Here is a 24,309-nt window from a genome sequence, read left to right on the forward strand (position 1 = left end):
ACAATAGCAAAGTAGCAACAGGTCACTGGTGTTGCTTTGCGCATTGCATGTACAAATAAAACGCTTTACACTTGTCGCGCAACCAAGGGGTGCAATAGCTGAGATGCCGCAAGGCGAACCCTTAGAACCTGATCCGGATTATACCGGCGGAGGGATGGTGCTAACTCCTCAAGCTGGTGTGATCTCTGTGTTTTTATGGAGATTCATACAAAAATGCGTTTTTTCCCATCGTTAATCGCTGTTGCGGTATGCAGCAGTTTTTCTATGCAAACTCATGCAGCTGAAACTGCGCCAGAGCCGGCCGATACGGCTATAGAGCGGATCCGCGTGCAGGGCGATTTTCGCCAGCAGGCAGTACAGCAGGTTGCCGGTAGTATTGCGTTGGTCAGTGAGCAGGATGTTAAGCGCACCTCTGCGCAGCATCTGGATGACTTACTTAACCAGTTTGCCAATGTTAACTTTACCTCCGGCGCATCACGCGGCCGATATATTCAGATGCGCGGCATCGGCGAGCGTAGCGAGTTTGTTGATACGATAAACCCATCAGTGGGCATACTGATTGACGGTATTGATTATTCCGGTATGGGGATCAGTGGCATCAGTGATTTAGCCCAGCTGGAAGTATTTCGTGGCCCTGAGGCTACCCGCTTTGGCGCAAACGCGCTGGCCGGTATGCTAAACCTGACCACCAAAGGCCCCACGGCAACGCCGGAAGGTAAGTTCAGCGCTACGCTGGCTAACTACAACAGCCGCCAACTGGCAGGCCAGTTTAGTAACAGCATTAATCAGCAGCTGGGTTACAGTGTTTCGCTGGAACAGCAAACCTCAGACGGTTTTATCAATAACACCTATTTAAACCGTGATGATACCAACAACATCGACGAATTTACCGGCCGCTTTAAACTGCGTTATCAGCCATCAGATGCCCTGACACTGCAACTGGTTACGCACTCTACCGATCAGGATAACGGCTATGATGCCTTTTCGCTGGATCGCAACCGCACCACGCTGTCAGACGAGCCGGGACAGGATAAGATCCGCAGCAAAGCGGTAGCACTGCAGGCTGATTACCGTGGTTTGCCGTTTGCTACAGTGCTGGCGCAACTGAGTTATTTAACCGCCGACAGCGATTATGGTTTTGACGAAGACTGGAGTTATGTTGGTATTCACCCGGATGAATATGCCACTACCGACCGTTACTTACGTAGCCGCGATCAACTTACGCTGGATTACCGGTTTATCTCCACACCACAGGGTAAGCTGGGCAACAGCGACTGGGTATTTGGCCTGTATGCTGCCAGTAAAAATTTTGATTTAACGCGCCAATTCTGGAACTGGGATTTATGGCAAGCCGACAGTTTTGTCAGTGAACTCAGCCGTAGCAATGCTGCTGTGTATGGTGAGCTAAGCACGCCGTTAAGCAGTGGCTGGAGCCTGGTGTCGGGCCTGCGGCTGGAGCGTTATGACGATGACTATAGCGATATCAGCGGTAACAATATTAAAAACCATGACACTATGTGGGGCGCCAATTTAAGCCTGAATTATCAGGTAAATAGCCAGGCGTTAGTATACCTGTTGGCGTCGCGTGGTTATAAAGCCGGTGGTGTAAACGGCGATGCGCTGGCCAAAGCCGCCGATGACAGCTTAAGCGAGCTAAACAGCAAAGCCAGTTTTCAGCCAGAAACGTTGTACAACGCCGAATTTGGTGTAAAGGGTAGTGCGTTGGATCAAAGCATTACCGCAAGGGTTGCGGCGTTTTATATGTGGCGTGACGATATGCAGGTAAAAGGCTGGCTTAACCCCGACAGCGGCCCGCAATTTGCCGGTTTTATTGATAATGCTGGTAGCGGCCGTAACTACGGTATTGAAATGGAAAACCGCCTGCAGTTGCATCCACAGTTTGCAGTATTTTTATCTGCCAGCTGGCTCAAAACCAAGCTGGGTAATTATGTCACGCTGGACGAAGAAAATTTCAGCGGCCGTGAGCAGGCCCAGGCGCCACGCTTTCAGTACAGTGTTGCCACTGACTGGTATATCACCGAAGCCCTTACCTTTAATGTCAGCCTGCAGGGCAAAGATGCCTTCTTTTACTCTGACGGCCACAATGCCCGATCGTCACGCTACGAGCTGTTAGGCGCGCGCTTAAGTTATCAGCTGACAAACTGGGAGCTGGCAATATGGACCCGCAACGCGCTGGATCAGGATATCGGTGTGCGCGGCTTCTATTTTGGTAACGACCCCAGAGACGGCTACGAGCCACATGTGTATGAACAATTTGCTGAGCCACGCCGTTTTGGCGTAACGGCCAGTTACCAGTTTTAAGGCCAGTGATGTTTGAGGAGAGCGTTATGCAATTATCTGTTGAAATCAGTAAGTACCCGTTAGCCGACGATTATATTACGCCGATAAAAGGCTTTATTGAGCAGCTGAATAAATACCCGGACGTAACCGTGCTGACCAACACCATGAGCACCCAGTTATTTGGTGATTACGATGCAGTGATGCAGGCCTTGCAGGCCTGTATTAAATGGTCATTCGAGCGCTACGGCAAAGTAGTATTTGTCTGCAAGTTTATTCACGGTGATTTGCGGCCATGAATGAGCTGATCACACAGGCGATAGCGCAGTGGCAGCTAATGCATAGCCTTGAGCTGGCGGCAACGCTGCTGGCGCTGGCTTATGTGATTCTGGCACTAAAACAAAGCTTGTGGTGCTGGCCGGCTGCGCTGTTAAGTACCGTGTTGTTTACCCACGTTATGTGGCAGTCGGCATTGTTGTCTGATGCATTGCTACAGCTATATTACGCTGCTATGGCGCTGTATGGCTGGTGGCGCTGGCAGCAACTGCGCCAAAGCGCCCCGGATCAGCGAGGCCCGGTATACGAGTGGGCCTGGCAGCGCCATGCGGTATTAATTGGCGTTACTGCTATAGCCGGTGTGGCACTTGGGGCTTTTATGGCAAATTATACTCAGGCCGATTTTGCCTATCTTGATGCCCAAACCACAGTGTTCAGCGTAATGGCAACCTGGCTGGTAGCACGTAAACTGGTGTCAAACTGGTTGTACTGGGTGGTAATAGACGCTGTATCAATTTTCGTTTATGCACAAAAACATCTGTATTTCCTTACCGGCTTGTTTATGCTGTATACGGTTATCGCTATTGCAGGGTACTTTATTTGGCGCAGTCATTATCAGCAACAACCGGCAGTGAGATTGAGCATGTAACCCGCTTATGCCAGCGGCTGGAGTTTTTTGTTGAGCAGCCGCCTATACAAGTGCGGGCGCTGTCTCATGGCGCCAGTAACCAAAGTTACTATGTAAAAACAGCACAGAGCGAATATGTGCTGCGCTGTTATCCGGCAGAATCTACCGTATGCCGCCAGCAGGAGTTACGCTGTCAGCACGCTGCAGCTGCTATGGGGCTGGCCGCTACGCCTCTGTGTTTAAATAACCATTATCAGGTGATGCTAAGCGAATATATCCGCGGTGCTGAACCTTTCGATTATGCCCGCCATGGTGCCAATGCGCTGTTATCTGTGCTGGCGCAGTTTCATCAGTTACAGGTGCAAACTGCTACGCTGGATTACTCTACCTATTTACCGCAATTACTGGCAGCGCTACCAGCGGATACTCGCGTGAACAAGGCTTTGCTGGCAGCATTGCGACAGGCTGCGCAACAGCTTAGCAGCCTGGAGCCTGATTTAGTGTTATGTCATCTGGATTTACATCAGGGTAATTTGCTTTGGGCCGCTGATGCACTGTGGTTACTTGATTTTGAATACAGCCAGCAGGCCGACAGCAGCCTGGATTTAGCCGCCATAAGTTTACATTTTAACTTGGATAAAACAGCAGAAGCGCAAATGCTGGCAGGCTATGCCCGCTTGCGGCAGCGTAATGAACTTGATGCACTGTCAACTAAAAAACTACCAGCTGAAAAACTACTGGCCGAAAAGCTGCCTGCAGCAAAGTTGTTGTACAGTGGTTTTTGCTGGCTGTGGTATCTGGCGCTGCCAGATTGCCAGACACAGGCAAACTATTGGCAGCAGCAGGTACAAGCTTTAGCGGCTTTGCCGTTACAAACCACCTAAACGTTCAGCAAGCGTTTTGTAGCGCTTTACATCCTCTTCATTAAACAGCGGTTTTCCTTCACTGTCTGTTTCAGCTGCAATCAGCAAATTTTCCCGCGCTAACCGCTCTACTCTTGTTGTTTGTACGCCAAGCAAATTTGCAACCTGCTCAACTGTCATTAATGCCATAACTTGATCCTGTTGATTAGAAAACTTACAAGTAATAGCCTAAAATCAGGCGTTTGTGAATAGCCAACTGATAAAGCCTGCCTGGCTCAAAGCAATGTCACACTCCGTTACACTTTTTTAAACTGCCGCTAATAGTGTTGTGCGGTACAGCATGCTAATTTCATTTGTTACCGTTATAAAGAGCTTAATCATGAAAACAACATTCTATTCATTATTATTTACTGCCCTAATTAGCAGTGGAATGGCGCATGCTACCCAGCCGGCGGCACCGGTAGCGGTACAACAGCCTTATACTGTTAAATCACCCAATGGTGACCGGCAAGACCCGTTTTACTGGCTGCGCGACGACAGCCGCACCTCGCCAACCGTGCTGGATTACCTGCAGCAGGAAAATGACTACTTTGCCGGATACGCCAGTAAATATCAGCCGCTGACGACCAAACTGACAGATGAAATTATTGGCCGTATTAAGCAGGACGACAGCTCAGTACCTTATAACAAAGGCGATTACAGCTACTACCGCCGTTTTGAAACCGGTCAGGAATACCCGGTGTATGCGCGGAAGTCGTTAAAAGACGGCACCGAGCAAATTATGTTGGATGTTAACCAACTGGCGCAGGGTAAAGATTTTTATCAGGTGGCGAACTGGCAGGTAAGCCCGGATCAAAACCTGCTGGCCTATATGGAAGACACTAATGGCCGGCGTCAGTTTACCCTTAAAGTGCGCGATTTACGCACCGGCCAGGATTTACCCGATCAGCTTACCGGCTTATCCGGCAGCCTGGCCTGGGCACAGGACAATAAAACGCTGTACGTGATTAAAAACGATCCGGTAACCCTGCTTAGCACTAAGGTATTGCAACACACGCTGGGCAATGACCCGGCCAGTGCCCGCCTGGTATACGAAGAAAAAGACAACAGCTTTTACATGGGCGTGGGCAATACGCTGGACGATAAGTATGTGATGATTTATTCCAGCAGCACAGTATCTGGCGAAATGCGGGTGCAGGATGCCAGCAAGCCACAAAGCGAGTTTACTGTTATCGCACCGCGCCAGCGTGATTTTCAGTACACGGCCGAGCATCTTAATGGCCGCTGGATTATCAACACCGACTGGGATGCACCTAATTTCCGTTTAATGACAGTAGAAACCGCTAAACTGGGCGACCGCAATAACTGGCAGCCACTGGTAGCGCATGATGAAAAAGTGTTTATCCATGGCTTTGAAGCGTTCGACAATTACCTGGCCATCAGCGAGCGCAGCGACGGTCTGCGCCGTATTAAAGTGATGCCATGGAACGCACCTGATAAAGCGTTTTATGTCGCCTCAGACGAAGCAGCCTATGTCACCACCTTTGAAACCAACCCGGAGCAAAATACCGACTGGTTACGTTACACTTATACATCACTGACTACACCGCAAAGTGTGTATCAGCTGAATATGAAAACCGGTGAAAAAAAGCTGCTTAAAGAAACCGAAGTATTGGGCGGTTTTGACAAAAACAACTATGCCACTGAACGCGTATGGGCCACTGCCGCCGATGGCGTAAAAATACCGGTGTCTTTATTGTATAAAAAGGGCTTTAAAGCGGACGGTACTGCACCTTTGTATCAGTATGCTTATGGTTCTTATGGCAGCTCGTCTGATCCGTCATTCCGCTCTACCGTGTTCTCGTTGGTTGACCGCGGTTTTGTTTATGCTATTGCCCATATTCGCGGCGGGCAGGAAATGGGCCGCCACTGGTATGAAGATGGCAAACTGCTGAAAAAAATTAACACCTTTACCGATTACATCGCGGTAACCGATTACCTGGTAGCCAATAAATACGCTGCCAAAGATAAAGTGTTTGGTATGGGAGGCAGTGCCGGTGGCTTGCTGATGGGCGCAGTAGCAAACATGGCGCCGGAAAAATACCGTGCACTGGTAGCGCATGTACCTTTTGTTGATGTGGTTACTACCATGCTGGACGAAAGCATTCCGCTCACCACCAACGAATTTGACGAGTGGGGTAACCCGAAGCAAAAAGCCTACTACGATTATATGCTGTCTTATTCGCCCTATGATCAGCTAAGCAAGCAAGCTTACCCGGCATTGCTTGTAACCACCGGCTTGCATGATTCCCAGGTGCAGTATTTTGAACCGGCCAAATGGGTCGCTAAATTACGTACGCTTAAAACCGACAACCAGCCATTATTGTTTAAAACCAATATGGAGGCCGGCCACGGTGGTAAATCGGGCCGTTTTTCACGTTTAGCCGAGTACGCGCAGGAATATGCCTTTATTCTTAACCTGCTGGGCCAAACTGAATAAGCCGCTGCAATACCATACTAAGCCGGGTTAAGTAGCCCGGCTTTTTTCTGCCCTAATGTTTATTGTTTTGCTGCGGTCTTCAAACTGCGTAAATAAGATCAATTATCATTTGCAAATGATTCTCAGTTAGATTAAAGTTCGGCTCGCAAGTTAATAAGAATTATTATCATTAAGGAGCCGTTATGTCGTTGCCACTTAACCGGGCTATTTTTGCTGCTGCGCTATTGTCGGGCAGCTTTGTCGCCCCTGTTGCCGTACAAGCCCATGTGCCTTATTTACAGCCTGCCAGTTTTGAGCCGATCCGCGGCGGCTGGGTAAGCCTCGATGCCGCCTTTGCCGATCGCTTTTTTATTCCCGAAGTAGCCTTTGATAACAGCCAGTTTACTGTACTAACACCGGCTGGCGCGGCAGTTAAACCGGCACTGGTACAATACAGCCATACCCGCACTACGGCAGAGCACCAGTTAACTGACGACGGCACTTACCGCTTTAGTACCGGCCTGCGCTACGGCGCGGTATTTCACACCTATGAGCAAGACGGCGAGCGTAAAAACAGCCGTGATGAAAACTTCAAATTACCGGCAGGCGCCAAATCTATTGCGCATTTTCAGGCAGTAACCCGGGCTGAAACCTACGTCAGCAAAGGTGCTCCAGACCATAACGCCTTAAAACCCGGTGGCGAAGCACTGGAGCTGGAGTTTCTCAGCCACCCGAATGACCTCTATACCGACAGCACCTTAAGAGCCCGCGTGCTGTTTAACGGCAAGCCGCTGGCGCAGCAGACGGTAAGTGCGTATTTCGTGGAAGCCGGTGCCAATGACGAAAAAGTGACGCAGCAGCTGACGACAGATGCAGCCGGCATTATCAGCTTTAAACCGGAAAAAGCAGGTACTTATTTGCTGCTAAGCCGCTATCGCGCTGATGCTCCGGCCAGCGCCAAAGTGCCGCAATACAGTTACAGCTACAGCGTTGTGCTGGAAGTTACCCAATAGCGCCCACCCGTTAACGCAGGAGTTTTATCAATGAACAAACAACATTTATACACCACCTTATTTCTGGCGCTAAGCAGTGCCTACCTGAGCGCCTGCAGCACTGCGGCCTCTGACATGCCACGCTTAAACGAGGTGCAGCAAAAGCAGCTGGCCAGCGAACGTGCCGGCCACTTGCGCCAGACTCATGTGCGCTTTAATGCGCTGGATAAAGACGAAGACGGCTATATCAGCCGCGCTGAATTTAACCGCTCCGGTGATTTAGCCTTTGAGCGGATGGATACCAATAAAGACGGCGTGCTATCTGCTGCCGATCCTAAACCGGAACCGCGTGGTGAAGACACCCGGTCAGAGCAAACCCGCCAGCAACAGGCACAGCGCACAGAGCAGCCCCGGCGTGAACGCCTGTTAAAAATGCCAACCACCCATTCTGTTGACGGCATGCTGGCGATGTACGACAGCAATAAAGATGGCGTAATTAGCCGCGAAGAATATGCCAAAGGCCGTGCAGCACAGTTTGCGGCTACCGATGCCAATGGCGATGGCCAGCTGAGCTACGACGAATACGTTGCAGAATTTGCCGGCCGGCTCGACCAGCAAATAAGCCAGACCGTCAAAAAAGCCGATTAAGCCGCACTCAGGAGAACAGTAACATGGCTATGCAGTACACTTTATTGGCACTGGCGGTAACGGCGGCCTTTGCCACCCAGGCCCTGGCGGATAATGCCGCGCCAGAGCTGGATACCGTATCGGTAACCGCGCAGGCGGTGCAAACCCAGGCTAACAGCAAACAAACAGAGCAACTCAGCGCACAGCAGCTACAACAACAGCAAGCGCAAAATATTGCTGATGCAGTGCGCTTTGTACCTGGCGTCACCACTACCGATATGGGCCGCTTTGGCAGCAATGGTTTTAATATCCGCGGCCTGGACGGCGACAGAGTGGCCATAACCGTAGATGGTTTGTCACTGGGTGAAACGCTGGACCCACCCACTTTTGTTGCTTATGAGTTTTTCCGCTCTGCCAGAGGCGGGGTTGATATCGAGGCACTCAAGCAAATTGAAATTGTAAAAGGTGCCGATGCTATCGCCGCCGGCAGCGGTGCTTTAGGCGGTGCGGTGTTATTTGTTACCAAAGATCCGGCCGACTATTTAACTGCAGAAGGTGATGACAGCCATATTGGCTTGTCTGCCGGTTTTAGCGGCTCAAATGATGAAACCTCGTTCAGTGGCACTGTGGCTAACCGCAGCGGCAAGCTGGAATCTTTACTGGTGTATACCCGCCGCGATGGTAGTGAAACTGAAACCGCCCGTTCTGGCGACAATATCAGCGGTGCCGGGCGCACTATTGCCGATCCGCTGGATTACAGCAGTAATAATATTCTGGCCAAGTTGCAATATCAGCTAACGGATAGCCAGCGTCTGGGCTGGACCGGCGAATACTTTAAACAAACAAGCGAGCTGGACAACCAATCCAGGCTCGACAGCACTTATTTATCACGCTTTGGTGATGATGAAATTGAGCGCAAACGCTTTGGCCTGCAATACGAGTGGCTGGCCGCTCAGGCCTTTGCTGACAGCGTAAATGCCACGCTGGATTACCAGTCAAATTACACTCATGGTTTAACCACCATGCTCACCACTGGCTGCAGCGGTGTAGTAAATGGTGGCGTGTCACCTTGCCTGCGTAGTGAAGATCGTGATTTTAAGCAGCAACAACTAAAACTGGCCGTGGCGCTGGATAAAGAATTGTTCGGCAATACCGTACACCAGCAGTGGTTGTATGGCGGTTCGGCTGAACGGCGCAGCGTAGAATATTCTGCTATTGACCGCCGTTATATTGGCCAGACAGATGAGCTGGCAAGCCCGCCGGTAATTGACCCGGATCAGGTGCCAAAAACTGACGTTACTGCACTTAGCCTGTATGCCCGTGAAGTGATTAAGTTTGACCCACGCTGGACATTACGCCTTGGCGGCCGCTTTGACTCGCTAAAGTACAGCCCCGAGTTAGACGAGCAATTTAGCGATGCCAGCCAAACCGTAGCTAACGTCGATTTCACCGCCTTTACCTGGCAAACTAACCTGACCTACCAGATAGCCACGGCGCATCAGGTATGGGCGCAGGCCGGGCGCGGTTTTAGGGCGCCGACCGTAGCAGAAATGTATTCACCCACCTCGCTGATCAGCCGCACCGAACAAGCCACTGGCACTGTAGTAGATGATCTGTGGAGCAGCATCGCTAACCCGGATTTAAAAGCCGAGCGCAGCCTGAACCTGGAACTGGGGTACCGCTATCAAACAGACAACCTGCTGCTGGGCGTATCGCTGTTTAAAGATCAGTACAGCGATATGATTGATACTGTTACCCGGATACAAAACCCTGATGTGGTGTATGAAACCTGTACCCGTGGCGTTTGTACTGTGGCGCAGGGTAACCAGTACAACACCATTGATAATATTGGTGAAGCTGACGTAAAAGGCGTGGAACTGGAAGCCGCCTGGCGCATTAGCCGCGCCTTTAGCTCGCGTTTGGCTTATTCATATAACGAGGGTGAGAAAGAAAACGGCGACCCGCTGCGCAGCATTAACCCGGCTTCGGCAGTGCTGGGCTTTCGCTACGACGGTGCTAACTGGAACATTACCGCGAATGTAACCCACAGCGCGGCTAAAAAAGCCAAAGACGCCTATGACTCAACAGAAAGTGATTTTGAAGCAAAGCCTTATCTGACCGACAGCTACACCGTAGTTGATCTGATGGGTACATTGGACCTTACGCCAAACTGGCAGTTAAGAGCCGGTATTTATAACCTGTTCGACGAAGAATACTACCAATGGCAGCGGGTACGTTTTGTTACCAACTGGGTAGGTAGTGGTGTGCGTGGTGGCGTACTGGCTGACGGTACCGGTCTGCAGCGTTACAGCGAACCCGGCCGTTACGCCAAACTGGCCATTAGTTATAGCTTCTGATGTTTTCTCCCGCCGCTATGCAACCGCTGGCGCAAAGCCTTCCCCCTGCTGTTAAAGCAGGGGGCTTTTTGTTTACGCTGGGCGCGGTACTCAGTGCGCACCTGCTGCCCCTGGTTTGGTATCTGGCTGCAGATCCAGGCACAGTAACAATACAGCCACCAGTACTAACCGGGGTATTAGTGGCACAGCCGGCTTCGCAGCAAACTGCCGTGCCATCACCTGAACAAAAACCTGTGGTTGCAGCAGAAGCGCAACCAGAAGTAAAACAAGAAATTAAGCCGGCAGTTAAACCGGCAGCTAAGCGTGAGCTTAAGCAAACCCAGGCAGAAAACAAGCCAGCCCTGCCGTTAGCACAAGCACCTTTAACAAAAGCAACCGCGCAGCCCAACACAGCTGCTCAGCAGGCACCTGAGCAAAGTAAGCCGGTAGTAAAACACAGCCATGCCGCCATAGCCGTGCCGGTTTCGGCGCCGGTGTTAAATGCTACAGCGCACTATAACGCGCCGCCGGTATACCCGCAGTTATCGCGTAAATTACGCGAGCAGGGCACAGTAGTACTGGAGCTTACCGTGCTGGTTAATGGCACCGTAGCCGATGTTATCGTGCTGCAAAGTAGTGGCTATCCAAGATTAGATCAGGCTGCACTCAGTGCAGTGCAGCACTGGCGTTATCAGGCGGCACGGCGCGGCGACACAGCAATAGATTACCGCTACCGCCAACGGGTAGCCTTTTCCTTAACCGAAGGAGTTAATTAATGACGCAACTAACAGACAACCCTTATGGCCTGGCCGCGCTTTGGGCGCAAGGCGACTGGGTAATAAAAGGCGTGGCGCTGTTGCTGCTGTTAATGTCGGTTGCCAGTTGGAGTGTGATCATCTGGCGTAGCCTGATGCTGTGGCGACTACGCCCGGCCAATATTGCCTCGCGGGATTTCTGGCATGCGCAAAGCTTTGCCCAGGGTTTACAGCTGCTGCAACCGCACAACAGCGCCAGCCCATACCGCATGCTGGCAGAAGAAGGCCAGGCGGCGGTTGATCATCACAGCCTGCACAAAGCCGACTTACACGGCCAGCTAAGTTTAAATGACTGGCTAAGCGCCTGCTTACGCAATGCCATTGACGACAACGTACAACAACTGCAGCGTGGCCTGCCGGTACTGGCGTCAGTAGGGTCTACCGCACCTTTTATCGGACTGTTTGGCACGGTGTGGGGTATTTATCATGCGCTGGTTAGCATAGGGGTATCCGGCCAGGCCGGTATTGATAAAGTAGCCGGCCCGGTAGGGGAGGCATTAATTATGACCGCCGTTGGCCTGGCGGTGGCCATACCGGCAGTGCTGGGCTACAACGCACTGCAACGGGCCAATAAAGGTGTTATTACCCGTCTTAACCGCTTTGCCCATCAATTACATGCGTATTTTCTCACCGGTGCTGCGCCCAAAGCCAGTGTCAGTGTGTTAACCACTAAGCAGGAGAGTGCGTAAATGGCCTTCGCTACAGACTCGCAGGATGATGAAGTTATCAGCGAAATCAATATGACACCGCTGGTTGATGTGATGCTGGTGCTGCTGATTATTTTTATGATCACTATGCCGGTATTAACTCAGACAGTGCTGGTAGAGTTGCCTCAGGCCAGTGCTGAACCCACAACTACAACCCCCGACAGCATTGCCATCAGCGTACTGCGCGACGGCAGCGTGCAGTGGAATAGCGAAGTGGTAACGGCCGGGCAGCTGCAACACAAGCTGGCACACATAGCGCAGTTACCTCAGCAACCACCGCTGCAGCTAATGGCCGATAAAGCGGTGGAATACCAGCATGTACTTAACGTAATGGCACTGGCACAACAATTGGGTATTACAAAGTTAGGTTTTGTTACTGAGCCGATACATTAACTCTGGTGCTATATTCCTTAACTACAACTTTTGTCGCGATATTATCGGGTCGGTTTTAGTGCTAGCCTGCTGCAAACTATGCTGTTTTATAAGGCCTTGCTATGCCCTATACCCGCGTTGTGCTGTTAACCCTGCTGGCGCTTATCGCCTTTGCCGGTAACTCGCTGCTGTGCCGTGCGGCACTGGCGCATACCCAGATAGATGCTGCCAGTTTTACCGCTATAAGGCTGGTATCCGGTGCTGTCGTGTTATGGGCTTTGGTAGTATTTCGCCGGGGTGAACACAGCGGCCGTGGTAACTGGCTATCAGCGCTGGCGCTGTTTGTTTATGCTGCCGGGTTTTCGTTTGCTTATATTCAGCTGAACACCGGTATAGGCGCACTGATCCTGTTCGGAGCAGTGCAAACCAGCATGATAGCTTGCGGCCTGTGGCGCGGTGAACGCTTTAGTTTGTTGCAGTGGCTGGGTTTGCTGCTGGCTTGCTCGGGGCTTATCGGTTTGTTAGTGCCGGGGCTGTCGGCACCGCCACTGTCAGGGGCTTTGCTGATGTTAGCTGCCGGTGTGGCCTGGGGCGTGTACTCGCTGCGTGGCAAAGGTGCAGGCGATCCGCTTTCGGTAACCAGCGGTAACTTTATCCGGGCTGTGCCGATGGCGCTGTTGCTAAGTGTGTTGTTAATAAAGCAAGCGTCATTAGAGAGTGCCGGGGTAGGGTATGCGCTGCTATCCGGGGTTTTAACCTCTGGTATCGGTTATGCCATCTGGTACACCGCTTTACCGTTACTAAAAGCGACAACTGCTGCCACGGTGCAGCTAAGTGTGCCGCTGCTGGCCGCGCTGGGTGGGGTATTGCTATTGCAGGAGCCACTAACACTGCGTTTGTTGCTGGCGTCGCTGGCGATTTTGGGTGGTATTGGTCTGGTGGTGTTAGCTGCGAATTACCATAAGCCTCTATAGTTGTGAGCAGGTATCAAAACAGCTACACTTAAGTTCTTCGTTAGGGAGTTTATGCATGACTGATAAGAAGTTACTGTTACAACGTTTTGACGCCATAAAAGTGGCTAACTTTAATGAAAGCCTTCGCTTGGAAGGGTTACAGCCTAACAAAAATAAGGCAGTGTTGAACCCTAAGCTGGTAGCCAAACTCAAAGAACTGCAACGTCTGAATGGCTGATAAATATGGTGTCAGGCAGGATCCTTATTGCTACCCTGGTACCGGCATCCTACAAAACCTACTCGATTTACAATCTGAAACAGAACTTGAAGCGGCCGAGGTTGAGTTAACATCATTCCGGCTGTCAATTTTTATCCCTGATTTTGATAACCTCACTTTTTCTTACTTATGCAGCATTCACCGCCATTTGTTTCAAGACCTTTATATATGGGCTGGTGAGATAAGAACGGTTGATATTTCAAAACAGAATACGCACTTCTGCAATGTCAGATTTATCCTGCCGTCAGCTAAGAAATGTTTTGCATCCCTGAAACAGCAAAATTACTTCCAAGGATTGTCGAAGACTGATTTTGTGCCTGCTCTGGCGGACTTTTTCTGTGAAATGAACGTTATTCATCCGTTTCGGGAAGGGAATGGCAGAGCACTGAGACTATTTTGTGAGGTATTAGCGTTTCAGGCGGGCTATGAGCTTAACTGGAAGCACGTTTCACAGCAAAATTGGTTGCAGGCTAACATTGCGGGCTATGACGGGGATCTTACACCTTTAATCGTATTGTTTACGCTTGTTACGACGCCTCTTAATATTGGCTAAGGGTATTGGTTAAAAACCAACAAGCTTTGCGACTACTCGCGTCGAGTCTTTAAAAAAATCCCCGCCGAAGCAGGGATTTATCTGATAGCGTTTTGCAGCAGTATTAATACTTCGCTGCTACACCTTCGGCCGGTAAAGCACCTAAGATAAACTCGCGCAGGTCGTCGTTCGATTTCTTCAAGTCTTCATAACGCAGGTACATCATATGGCCGCTGCGATAGCCTTTAAAGCTGAGGCGATGCTTCATTTTACCGCTTGGGTCCAACTGCCACATATTGTACTTGCCATCAAAATAGTTAGTGGCGCCGTCAAAGTAGCCAGACTGTGTCATTACTTTAAGATAGGGGTTTTGCGCCATGGCCTGGCGCAGGTTTTCGCCGGTACTGTCGTCAGATCTGTCCCACGGGTGTACCGGGCCGAACATATTGTATTTAATGTCGGTTTTGTATTTCAGATCATTGCGCAGGTAGTGGTTAATCGCCGGGGTAAACGAGTGCAGCCAGGATGTCAGCTCGGCGTTGTAGTCGGGCCGGTCACCGGCATCGGTTTTATCAATACCTAAATAACGTGAGTCCAGCCGGCCGATGGTTTGGCCGCGGTCGCGCAGTAACTCTTTCCAGAAATAGTTGGTAGGAATATCCAGATTATTTTGCAGCACTGCTTGCAGCGATAAACCCGAATAGCTGGCTACTTGCTGGGCTATGCGTTGTTTTTCTTCGTTGCTTATAGCATTACCTTTAGCTAGCGCAGGCAGGTATTGGTTTAGCGTAAAGTCTTCTACTTCTGGCAAAATATCGTATAAGTCTTTTTGCTGCAGTTCACTGTTAAGCTTTTTGTGATACCAGGCAGTGGCAGCAAAGTACGGCAGGCGGTTGGCGGCTTTAACCGGGCCGGCTCGCTCTATGCCTAAATCGGTAGGCGACACCAGTACTACACCGTTTAAGTACATCCACTGCTGGTTTTGCAGTGCCAGCGCCAGGCCGGATACCCGGGTAGTGCCGTAGCTTTCGCCAATTAAAAACTTCGGTGACTGCCAGCGCTCATTGCGGGTAACAAAAGTATTTAACCACTCGGCCAGGTATTTAACGTCGGCATTTACACCAAAGAACATTTTTTGCTGCTGATCTTTGGACGGCATTTTACCGTCTTTGCCCGGCAGTACGCGCGAGTAACCGGTATTTACCGGGTTAACAAACACAATGTCAGCAACATCGAGTACAGAATACGGGTTGGTTTTTACGCCATACGGTTGTACCGGATAGCCTTCTGCATCAATAACCAGCGCTTTGGGGCCAGTGTAGGCAATGTGCATCCATACTGAGGCAGAGCCCGGCCCGCCGTTAAATGAAATCAGCAGTGGGCGCTTGCTGCGATCTTTAATATCGCTGCGCTGATAATAGGTATAAAACAACGTGGCAGTAGGTACGCCGTCTTCATCCCACACCGGCTGGGTGCCGGTAGTAGCGGTATAGCTGAAGCGCTTACCGTTAACTTCGGTTTTGTGCTCGGTAATCACTGAGCTGTCAATTTCAATCTGGCGTTCAGTTGCCAGCACCACAGTACTGCATAGCAGTAGCAGCAGGGCTATAGGTTGGAACAGTTTCATCGGACCCCCGGATTATTATTATAGGTAAGTAATACAGCTCTCTGTTTACCGTAAAATGCCTGACAATTCAAAAGGCTTGAGACAAGCGCCCTGAAATCCGGCTTAAGCTTTAATGCGCTAATTAAACGTTAAGCTAAACGAGTTAATAATACGAATGGTTATCAGTAATATGTTATTGATTATAAACATAATTTTGCGTGAATGGTGATTTTGGTCTACACTGTGCAACAATTCTTGTCGCGACAGAAAAGGTACATTACATGAAAGGCAATCCACAGGTGCTGTCTAAGTTAAATGAAATACTGACAGCTGAATTAACCTCTATTAATCAGTACTTTCTGCATGCCCGCATTTATAAAAACTGGGGCTTAAAAGCACTTAACGATGTGTGCTACAAAAAATCGATTAAAGATATGAAGCAGGCCGATGAGCTGATTGAGCGTATTTTAATGCTTGAAGGCCTGCCCAATTTACAGGCGCTGGGTAAATTGCGTATTGGCGAAGACACACCGGAAATGCTGCAGTGCGATATGGAGTTTCAGATAGAACAATTGCCGCTGCTGCGCGCCACTATCGCCTTATGCGAAGCCGAGCAGGACTACGTTAGCCGCGATATTCTGACCGAAATTCTGGAATATGAAGAAGAACATCTGGACTGGCTGGAAACCCAGCAGCACCAAATCGGCACTATGGGGCTGGCAAATTACCTGCAAGCGCAGCTGGGAGGCGAGTAAATGAAAGGCAACCGCAAAATTATCGACGCATTGAATGTGCTGCTGGCCAACGAGCTGGCCGCGATGGATCAGTACTTTATTCACTCGCGCATGTACCACGACTGGGGCCTGCACAAGCTTTATGAGCGCATCGACCATGAATTTGACGACGAAAAAGGCCATGCCTCCAAGCTGATTGAACGCATTATCTTCTTAGAAGGTGTGCCGGATATGAGCAAGCGTGATGCCATTCATGTTGGCAAAGATGTACCGGCCATGCTGCAAAACGATTTAAACGTAGAATTCACCGTGCAAAAGCTGTTAAAGCAAACGATGGCGCTGTGCGAGCAGGAGCAAGACTACGTTACCCGGGCTATGTTACAACAACTGCTGGACGACACCGAGGTAGACCACGCACACTGGCTGGAGCAGCAGCTTAATCTGATTAAACTGGTGGGCCTGCCCAACTATTTGCAGTCGCAGATGTAACTGCTGGCGGCAATCGCTGACGCAACAACCAACTGTAATCGCGAATATAATTACCGCATTTAATGACATGCAAAACAGTATTTTAGTTTTGCATGTAGTGCCGCCAGCTCGGCCAGGCCTTGTGGCTGGCGCTGGTATAGCCGGGTTAGCGCAATTAACGGCATATACAACATATCCAAACACATCTGCCGCTGTGTTTCCGTGTGGTGCCGGTTTACGGCGCCTTCAGCCAGCGTAAACAGCGCATAGCGCAAACACCACTCCTGCAATAAGCTACTGCGTTGCCGCTCCAGCATAGTGGCTAACTGGCAGCAGCGGCAGCTGTAATCAGAAACCAGCCGGTGATAATCGTCCGGCATTATATTGCCTTGCTTTAGCTGCCGGCTCAGGCGGCTGAAATCCTGCCATAGTGAACTTTGTATCAGCATAATGTGCTCCTTAATGCAGTGTGGCAGAAGCAGGCAGTGTTGCCGTTTGTGGAACGGGTGCTAACTGTGAAAAGCGGCACAGTTCACGGCGTAAACTGCAGCTTTCGCGCAGCAGTGCCACATTGGCCGGGTGGGTATCAGGTAACTGCGCCTGCAGTTGCAGCACTTGCCGCAAGGCGCGGTTTAACGTGGCAAGACAGCGGCGCCAGCGTTGTTGCCTGGCATAGGTTTCGGCCAGATTCTGTACGCTGATCGACAAGCAAATAATTAACAATGCAGTGCCATCGGGTGCACCGGGTATAAAATTGTCGGTCGATCTGGCTTCGTACTCTGGCCAGGCCTGTGTTAGCAACACCGCGGCCTGCTGGTATAAATCGGCCGCCAGCACATAGTGATCGTGCGCAAAAGCACTGTTGGCCTGGCGGATAATGTGTTTCCAGTGTTCTATCGTATCCATATCACTCACCTTGTCGGGAACCTGACTGAAAATATGGCTTGTTTTTCGACTAAATGCAAATGATAATGGTTATCATTAATTGGAGGTTGATATGAACTTTACGTTACCGGAACTACCTTACAGCTACAACGCGCTGGAACCGCATCTGGATGCGTTAACGATGGAAATACACCACAGCCGGCACCATCAAACTTATGTTAACGGTTTAAATGCAGCACTTGAAGGCAGCGCCTATACTGACTGGTCGCTGCAGCGCTTACTCAGCGAAATATCTGCCTTGCCACAACCGTTGCAACAGGCGGTACGTAACCATGGTGGTGGCCATGCTAACCACAGTTTGTTCTGGCAGGTTATGTCACCGCAAGGTGGTGGCGAACCTAGCGGTGAGCTGGCCGAAGCCATAACGCAGCACTTTGGCAGCTTTGCCCAGTTTAAGCAGCAGTTTATTCAGGCGGCACTAAGCCGGTTTGGCAGTGGCTGGGCCTGGCTGGTAAAAGATCAACACGGCAACTTGCAGGTAAGCAGCAGTGCGAACCAGGATAGCCCGTTAATGGAAGGGCTAACACCTATACTGGGGCTGGACGTGTGGGAACATGCATACTACCTGCAGTACCAGAATAAACGGCCAGATTATGTGGCAGCATTTTTTAATGTGATTAACTGGCCCTATGTGGCGGGGTTATATCAGGAGAAGCAATGAAGCTAATGTTGTTGCAATGGCCCGCGCTGGGCTTGCGTAAACTGGCTGGCCTGCTGATAGTGCTGGCCGGTGCAGGCTATGGTTTGCAGCAACTGGTGGTACTTATGCAGCAGCAAGCTAATGTGCGCTATGCCTTTTATGCCGGTATGGTGGCGGCTACCGCAACGGCGGCCGGTGCTGTGCCGGCGTTGTTTATGCGCCGGTTATCACAAAAGCTGCTTGATGTAATGCTGGGCTTTGGTGCCGGGGTGATGCTGGCAGCTTGTATGTTTTCGCTGATCGTACCGGCGCTGGCTTTGTTAACTGACAGCGGCGCTTCACCATGGCGCAGCTCTGGTAGTGTGGCGCTGGCCATTTTGCTTGGCGGTGCCTTTATGCTACTGCTGGAACGGCTGGTGCCACATGAGCATTTTATTAAAGACGAAGACAGGCTGCGCAGCCAAACCCTGCGCCGCAGCTGGTTATTTGTGTTTGCCATAGCGTTGCATAATATCCCCGAAGGGCTGGCCATTGGTGCGTCTTTTGCCAGTGGCGACACTGCAGCTGCTACTGCGCTGGCTACCGGTATCTCGGTACAGGATATTCCTGAAGGGCTGGTAGTGGCAATGGCACTGCTGGCCGTGGGTTACAGCCGTACACTGGCGGTGGGCATTGCGATATTATCTGGTTTAACCGAGCCGGTTATGGCCATTGTCGGCGCAGCAGTGCTGGGCGAGTCCAGACTGTTGTTACCCTGGGGCCTGGCAGTGGCTGCTGGCGCTATGCTGTTTGTGATCAGCCATGAAATGATCCCTGAATCGCACCGCCAGGGCCACGAGCTGGCCGCCACCAATGGTTTAATGCTGGGTTTTGTATTGATGATGTTATTGGATACCGCCCTGGGCTGACGAACTTAAAGTATTGCTACCGCATCACCGCTTTTATGTAATTAATTCACGTTGAATAAATAAAACTCTTGCTTATTTTATTGTTTAACAAGAGTATTCGTTGCTGAAATTTACATTATTTACATAAAGTGATGGAGTTAGCATGGAAGTTAAGTACAAAATGTTAAAAGCAGCGGCAGTATTATCGGCAGCCTGTAGTATCGCAGCCTGCGGTGGGGGTAGTGATAGTAGTACTGATACGGCACCAGTGAGTTTTACTGTAACTGCTACCGCAGGTGCCGGCGGTACTATTTCCCCTGGCGATCGTGCTGTTACCACCGGCCAGAGCACCAGCTTTACGGTTAGCGCTAATGACGGTTATGCTATAGCGTCAGTAACCGGCTGCGGCGGAACATTAAATGGCGCTACTTTTACTACCGCGTCAATCAGCGCCGCTTGTACGGTAACTGCAGGCTTTGAACAGCTACCTGTGGCAACGTCGTTGTTAAATGGCAAGGTTATTGATGGCTATGTCAGTGGTGCCACGGTATGGCTGGACATTAACGGTAATGGTGTGCCGGATGAAAATGAGCCTTCTACTGTATCAATCACGGCCGGTGACTATGCACTGGAATTAACCGAAGAGCAGCGCGCCTGCGTACCTTATGCCACCTTGTATGTTGATGTACCGGTTGGTGCGGTAGATGAAGACAGCGGTGAAGTAACCGCCGCCTATCAAATGGCCAGGCCGGCGCAGTTTCAGCCGTTAGATGAAGCGGCATTATTGCATATTTCGCCGTTAACGTCGGTGTTATGGCAACAGGTACAGGCGCAATTGTCTAACAATGGACAACAGAGTTTGTCGTGTGCAGCTCTTATGGCAAATAGTGAACTGGGTGTGCAGATCAGCAACGAAGTTAAAGACATTATTCAAACGACGGTAAGTAAATATAATATTGCCGCGGATAAAATCTTTGCAGACTTTATTGCCGCTGACGATGAGGCAAGTTACCAGTTGGCACAAAGTATCGTTAAAGGCTTAAAAGCCACTTATGCCTACAAGCAGCAATTGAGGCAACAGCACCCTACCGCAAACTATATCCGCAGCCAGTTTTATCAGGGCAGCGACATAGATAACAAGAATGCCTACCCACAGGCGTGGTATCGCGACACTATGTTGTCATTTGATACAGGCTACAGTACCGAGCTGGTAAAGATGAATAACGAGCTGACGGAAGTGGTGCGGGAAATTTACCTGCGTGAAAATATTAAAACCACCTGGGGTGACGGTGTACTGAGCCAAACCAAAGATATATACAGCTACGGTGGTGATGATGCGGAATATAGCTGCACTAACAGCGAAGCCGTATCAGTAATAGTAAATGGCATAAGCTATGGCCTGTCAAATGATGGCAGTTCGGCTACTGCCGCCTCTGTGGCACAATGTGTAAATACTAGCTTTAGTAATGGCCCTTACAAATATTACAGCGTCGACTATGTTGAAAACGCGGTTGGTTATCACACCAGATTTGTTATCGCGGCTGATACTGCTGAGTATCAAACCTTTGTACAATGGCGTGATCTAAAGACTAAGGCAGAAACATTAGACTTGGCAGATTTAACCACACATCTGAACAACAGCGGTTATAAGTTTGACGAAGAAGTGCTGCTGGATGTCAGCAGCTGGCATAAAAGATCTACCGATGATCGGACCACTAACCGTGTGCAAGTAGGTAAATTTTCCGACCAACCCTGGGAAAAACTGGTGTATCAAGCCAATGGCACCTACAGCAAAACCTGCAGTACAGATAATGGCCAGTCCTGGGTAGCGTGCAACTAGCTACTGCGTAATTTTAGTCCCTGGCTAAGGTAGCCTGATTCACCCTCAGGCTACCGACACATTTTATTACAATCGCGCTTTAGCCTTTGCTGGCAGCATGTCGGCCAATTCATTACATTAAGCCACACAGACATTCACCTTTATAGGTAATAAGATGAAAAAAATATTTGTTATCAGTGCAATAGCACTGGCTGTATTAACCGGTTGTGCCGGTGAGCGGAGCTTGTCTGCTGATACGCGTGCTGCACAGCAACAGGTGCAGGGCCAGGTAGTGGTAAGCCCGAATGACAACCGTGCTTATAAAACCCTGGTACTGCCGAATAAACTGGAAGTGCTGCTGGTGTCAGACCCTACAGCAGAAAAATCGGCTGCAGCGTTAAGTGTGGGCGTAGGTTTACTGCAAGATCCGATGAGCCAGCAAGGTATGGCGCATTATTTAGAGCATATGCTGTTTTTAGGCACCGAGCGCTACCCTGATACTAAAGGCTACAGCGAATTTATGACCGCCAACGGCGGCGCGCAAAACGCCTACACCTGGCTTGATATTACCAACTACATGTTTAAGGTAAACAACAACGCTTATGACGAAGCGCTGGATCGTTTCTCCGATTTTTTTAAAGCCCCCAAGCTATACCCCGAATACGCCGATAAAGAGAAGAATGCCGTTAATGCAGAGTGGTCAATGCGCCGCGAAATGGACTACTTCGGCCAGTATAATTTATCCCGCCGCATGATGGGCAGCCACCCCGCCAACCGGTTTTTAATTGGTAACCTGGAAACGCTCGGTGATAAAGACGGTAGCCTGCTGCACCCTGAAACCGTAGCGTTTTATAACCAGTATTATTCGGCCAATATTATGAAAGTGGCCCTGCTAAGCAATTTACCGCTTAGCGAAATGGAGCAACTGGCCAGCAAACACTTTAGCAGTATTGTTAATAAGAACATTGAAAAACCTGCTGTAACCGCAGAGCTGGATTTCAGCCAGTTAGGCGGCAAGCGTATTCACTATGTGCCGAATCAGGACGTAAAGCAGTTACGGTTGGATTTTACCATCAGCAACAACAGCGAGCAGTTTGCCGTTAAACCAAACGAATTTATCAGCTACCTGCTGGGCTCAGAAATGCCCGGCACTCCGGCTGAGCAGCTAAAAGCCATGGGGCTTATTTCTAAGCTGAACGCCAGCGCCACGCCCGACTTATACGGCAATTACGGCTCACTAAGCATAGACGTGGAGCTAACCGACGCCGGTATGCAAAACCGTGAAGGCATAGTGGCTACTATCATGCAGTATATTGAACTGGTGAAGCTGCAGGGGGTTGACAGCAAATACTTCAGTGAAATTCAAACCAGCCTGAACAACCAATTCCGTTTTCTGGAAAAAGGCGACGAATTTGGCTATGTATCTGACCTGGCCGATGCAATGCAAAAAGTACCGGCCCGCAACGCAGTAAATGCGCCGTTTTACTACCAGCGTTTTGATGCCAAAGCCATTAAAGATGTGCTGGCGCAGTTAACACCCCAGCGCCTGCGCGTGTGGTATATCAGCAAGCAAGAGCCGCATGATAGCAGCCTGCATTTTTACGACGGTAAATATAAAATTACCAATATCAGTAGCGAAGAGCAGCAAAGCTGGCAACAAAGCCCGCAACTGGCACTGAATTTACCGGCAGTAAACCGGCTGCTGCCAGAAAACTTTGAGCTGGTAGCGCCGGTACAGCAAGCCAAGCCAGAAATTGTGCTGCAGCAAAACGGCATTACCGCCTGGTTGTACCCAAGCCAGCAGTTTGCCAGCCAGCCGCGTGGCGTGCTGGAAATTTTTATCAACACAGCAGCACCACAACAGGATATTAAAGCCAGAGTAGCCCTGGCACTGTGGCGTGACATTTTCAGCCTGCAGCAAAGTGTGCTGGCCACTGAAGCTGATATTGCCGGTATGCAACTGCGATTAACCGCAGGCAGCGGTATGGCCTTAACAGTAGCTGGTTTTACTGACAAACAGCCCGAGTTATTGCAACAGGCTCTGGCAGGTTTGGCGGTTAGTACTGACGAGCAAAGCTTTGCCCAGGCTAAAGATCGCTATATCCGTGGTTTGCAAAATCAGGGCAAGCAATTCCCGTTTTATCAGGCATTTAATGGCTACAACACACTGGTGCGCAATGGTAACTATGAGCCAGAGCAATTAATTGCTGCTGCCAACAGTTTAACCATCGCACAGTTGCAAAGTTTTATCGCCGATACGCTGGCGAATAATCAGCTGCGGGTATTTGCCTTTGGTAACTATGACAAAGCTGCCATAACCCAGGTGGTTGCTACTGTGCAGCAGGCACTGCCTGCGCAGCGCAGCGAACAGCCGTACAGCCGCACTGCTTACTGGCAACCGGCTGCCGGAGAAAAACTGGTACTGCAAAAAGATATCGATGTAGCCGACGTTGGTCTGGTAGATGTGCATATACACCCTGAAGCTTCCTATACCCAGCTGGCACGGGCAACAGTGCTGAACAGCCATTTTAGTAATGTGGCTTTTGACAAACTGCGTACCGAAGAGCAACTGGCCTATGCTGTGGGTGGCACCGCGACACAAATAGAAAATTACACCGGTTTTGCCATGTATATTCAAACGCCGGTAAAAGGCGTAGCCGATATGCAGGCCCGCTTTGACAGCTTTAAGCAGCAATATGCCGCCGAGCTGGATAAGTTAACTGAAGATAACTTTGCCCAGCTTAAAGCTAGCACACTGATCACACTAAAAGAACCGGCAAAAAACCTGCAGGACGAAGTGGGGCCACTAATTACCGACTGGTACCGTGAGAAATTCAGCTTCGACAGCAAACAGCAGTTAATTGCCGCTGTAGAGCAGGTCACGTTAGAGCAGGTAAAAGCCTTTTACCGCGAAACCATGTTAAATGACAACGCAGCACGGATTTCGGTGCAAATGCGCGGCACCAAGTTCCGCGACCAGCCGTTTGCCGATTTACCCGGCCAGACTAAGGTAACCGACGTGGCCGCCTTTCATCAGCAAATGAAAAAGCAGTAG

The 24,309-nt window shown here is 50.2% G+C and carries 24 protein-coding genes and 1 riboswitch; of the genes, 20 read left to right on the forward strand and 4 right to left on the reverse strand.

Going from position 1 to position 24,309, the window contains the following annotated elements; all coding sequences use genetic code 11:
- Positions 1–75: 75 nt before the first annotated feature.
- Positions 76–172, forward strand: a riboswitch (TPP riboswitch).
- A 92-nt stretch (positions 173–264) separates the two neighbouring features.
- From BLW68_RS01180 to BLW68_RS01195, 4 genes are read left to right on the forward strand one after another with little or no spacing between them, the layout of a single operon-like run.
- The gene (locus BLW68_RS01180; protein WP_245728247.1) at positions 265–2,322 is read left to right on the forward strand and encodes a TonB-dependent receptor; all 2,058 of its coding nucleotides are present in this window, start codon (positions 265–267) and stop codon (positions 2,320–2,322) included.
- A gap of 26 nt (positions 2,323–2,348) precedes the next feature.
- Positions 2,349–2,597 carry a YkoF family thiamine/hydroxymethylpyrimidine-binding protein gene (locus tag BLW68_RS01185; protein WP_092789326.1) on the forward strand — a complete coding sequence of 83 codons (249 nt, stop codon included), beginning with the start codon at positions 2,349–2,351 and terminating at the stop codon, positions 2,595–2,597.
- Entirely contained in the window at positions 2,594–3,223 is a 630-nt protein-coding gene (gene pnuC / locus BLW68_RS01190; protein ID WP_092789331.1) for a nicotinamide riboside transporter PnuC, read from the forward strand. The genes BLW68_RS01185 and pnuC overlap by 4 nt, the downstream gene beginning before the upstream one ends.
- Complete coding sequence (locus BLW68_RS01195) at positions 3,175–4,086, forward strand: phosphotransferase (protein WP_218141271.1); 912 nt, start codon at positions 3,175–3,177, stop codon at positions 4,084–4,086. The genes pnuC and BLW68_RS01195 overlap by 49 nt, the downstream gene beginning before the upstream one ends.
- Here BLW68_RS01195 and BLW68_RS01200 read toward each other — a convergent pair.
- Positions 4,072–4,254: an excisionase family DNA-binding protein gene (locus BLW68_RS01200; RefSeq protein ID WP_092789333.1), complete on the reverse strand. Its 183-nt coding sequence runs from the start codon at positions 4,252–4,254 to the stop codon at positions 4,072–4,074. The genes BLW68_RS01195 and BLW68_RS01200 overlap by 15 nt on opposite strands.
- Positions 4,255–4,444: 190 nt before the next feature.
- On the opposite strand from BLW68_RS01200, the gene BLW68_RS01205 reads away from it, so the two are divergent.
- The 10 genes from BLW68_RS01205 (at position 4,445) to BLW68_RS01245 (ending at position 14,176) form a co-directional block, all read left to right on the forward strand.
- On the forward strand, positions 4,445–6,565 hold the full coding sequence (locus BLW68_RS01205) for a S9 family peptidase (RefSeq protein ID WP_092789335.1): 2,121 nt from the start codon (positions 4,445–4,447) through the stop codon (positions 6,563–6,565).
- Positions 6,566–6,747: 182 nt separating this feature from the next.
- Positions 6,748–7,557 carry a DUF4198 domain-containing protein gene (locus tag BLW68_RS01210; protein WP_092789338.1) on the forward strand — a complete coding sequence of 270 codons (810 nt, stop codon included), beginning with the start codon at positions 6,748–6,750 and terminating at the stop codon, positions 7,555–7,557.
- Between the two features lie 30 nt (positions 7,558–7,587).
- Positions 7,588–8,184: an EF-hand domain-containing protein gene (locus BLW68_RS01215; protein ID WP_092789341.1), complete on the forward strand. Its 597-nt coding sequence runs from the start codon at positions 7,588–7,590 to the stop codon at positions 8,182–8,184.
- 23 nt (positions 8,185–8,207) lie between these two features.
- Positions 8,208–10,520: a TonB-dependent hemoglobin/transferrin/lactoferrin family receptor gene (locus tag BLW68_RS01220; protein ID WP_092789343.1), complete on the forward strand. Its 2,313-nt coding sequence runs from the start codon at positions 8,208–8,210 to the stop codon at positions 10,518–10,520.
- A 68-nt stretch (positions 10,521–10,588) separates the two neighbouring features.
- The gene (locus BLW68_RS01225; RefSeq protein WP_177172120.1) at positions 10,589–11,275 is read left to right on the forward strand and encodes an energy transducer TonB; all 687 of its coding nucleotides are present in this window, start codon (positions 10,589–10,591) and stop codon (positions 11,273–11,275) included.
- Complete coding sequence (locus tag BLW68_RS01230) at positions 11,275–12,003, forward strand: MotA/TolQ/ExbB proton channel family protein (protein ID WP_092789348.1); 729 nt, start codon at positions 11,275–11,277, stop codon at positions 12,001–12,003. The genes BLW68_RS01225 and BLW68_RS01230 overlap by 1 nt, the downstream gene beginning before the upstream one ends.
- Positions 12,004–12,414 carry an ExbD/TolR family protein gene (locus BLW68_RS01235; RefSeq protein WP_092789351.1) on the forward strand — a complete coding sequence of 137 codons (411 nt, stop codon included), beginning with the start codon at positions 12,004–12,006 and terminating at the stop codon, positions 12,412–12,414.
- A 101-nt stretch (positions 12,415–12,515) separates the two neighbouring features.
- A complete protein-coding gene (locus BLW68_RS01240; protein ID WP_092789354.1) occupies positions 12,516–13,367 on the forward strand; it encodes a DMT family transporter in 852 nt (283 codons plus the stop codon).
- 55 nt (positions 13,368–13,422) lie between these two features.
- Positions 13,423–13,584 (forward strand): hypothetical protein, encoded by a 162-nt coding sequence (locus tag BLW68_RS21045; RefSeq protein ID WP_177172121.1) that lies wholly within the window; start codon positions 13,423–13,425, stop codon positions 13,582–13,584.
- On the forward strand, positions 13,577–14,176 hold the full coding sequence (locus BLW68_RS01245) for a putative adenosine monophosphate-protein transferase Fic (protein WP_092789356.1): 600 nt from the start codon (positions 13,577–13,579) through the stop codon (positions 14,174–14,176). The genes BLW68_RS21045 and BLW68_RS01245 overlap by 8 nt, the downstream gene beginning before the upstream one ends.
- 103 nt (positions 14,177–14,279) lie before the next feature.
- On the opposite strand, the gene BLW68_RS01250 is transcribed toward BLW68_RS01245, so the two are convergent.
- The gene (locus BLW68_RS01250; protein ID WP_092789358.1) at positions 14,280–15,782 is read right to left on the reverse strand and encodes a S10 family peptidase; all 1,503 of its coding nucleotides are present in this window, start codon (positions 15,780–15,782) and stop codon (positions 14,280–14,282) included.
- Positions 15,783–16,042: 260 nt separating this feature from the next.
- Between BLW68_RS01250 and bfr (BLW68_RS01255) the strand changes: the two genes are divergently transcribed.
- Positions 16,043–16,516, forward strand: a complete 474-nt coding sequence (gene bfr / locus BLW68_RS01255; RefSeq protein WP_092789360.1) for a bacterioferritin — start codon at positions 16,043–16,045, stop codon at positions 16,514–16,516.
- On the forward strand, positions 16,517–16,984 hold the full coding sequence (bfr, locus tag BLW68_RS01260) for a bacterioferritin (RefSeq protein WP_092789362.1): 468 nt from the start codon (positions 16,517–16,519) through the stop codon (positions 16,982–16,984). It abuts the gene before it with no gap.
- 59 nt (positions 16,985–17,043) lie between these two features.
- Here bfr (BLW68_RS01260) and BLW68_RS01265 read toward each other — a convergent pair whose 3' ends face one another.
- Positions 17,044–17,412, reverse strand: a complete 369-nt coding sequence (locus BLW68_RS01265; RefSeq protein ID WP_092789363.1) for a hypothetical protein — start codon at positions 17,410–17,412, stop codon at positions 17,044–17,046.
- Between the two features lie 10 nt (positions 17,413–17,422).
- The gene (locus tag BLW68_RS01270) at positions 17,423–17,869 is read right to left on the reverse strand and encodes a hypothetical protein (protein WP_092789365.1); all 447 of its coding nucleotides are present in this window, start codon (positions 17,867–17,869) and stop codon (positions 17,423–17,425) included.
- Positions 17,870–17,960: 91 nt separating this feature from the next.
- Here BLW68_RS01270 and BLW68_RS01275 point away from each other — a divergent pair, with 91 nt between their 5' ends.
- The 4 genes from BLW68_RS01275 to BLW68_RS01290 all read left to right on the forward strand — a co-directional run bounded on the left by BLW68_RS01275 (position 17,961) and on the right by BLW68_RS01290 (position 24,309).
- Entirely contained in the window at positions 17,961–18,569 is a 609-nt protein-coding gene (locus BLW68_RS01275; protein ID WP_092789366.1) for a superoxide dismutase, read from the forward strand.
- On the forward strand, positions 18,566–19,456 hold the full coding sequence (locus BLW68_RS01280) for a ZIP family metal transporter (protein WP_092789368.1): 891 nt from the start codon (positions 18,566–18,568) through the stop codon (positions 19,454–19,456). The genes BLW68_RS01275 and BLW68_RS01280 overlap by 4 nt, the downstream gene beginning before the upstream one ends.
- Before the next feature lie 142 nt (positions 19,457–19,598).
- Complete coding sequence (locus tag BLW68_RS01285) at positions 19,599–21,275, forward strand: InlB B-repeat-containing protein (protein WP_092789369.1); 1,677 nt, start codon at positions 19,599–19,601, stop codon at positions 21,273–21,275.
- A gap of 154 nt (positions 21,276–21,429) precedes the next feature.
- The gene (locus BLW68_RS01290) at positions 21,430–24,309 is read left to right on the forward strand and encodes an insulinase family protein (protein WP_092789371.1); all 2,880 of its coding nucleotides are present in this window, start codon (positions 21,430–21,432) and stop codon (positions 24,307–24,309) included.

Origin of the sequence: Rheinheimera pacifica (assembly GCF_900108485.1) — a bacterium.
Taxonomy (GTDB): domain Bacteria; phylum Pseudomonadota; class Gammaproteobacteria; order Enterobacterales; family Alteromonadaceae; genus Alishewanella; species Alishewanella pacifica.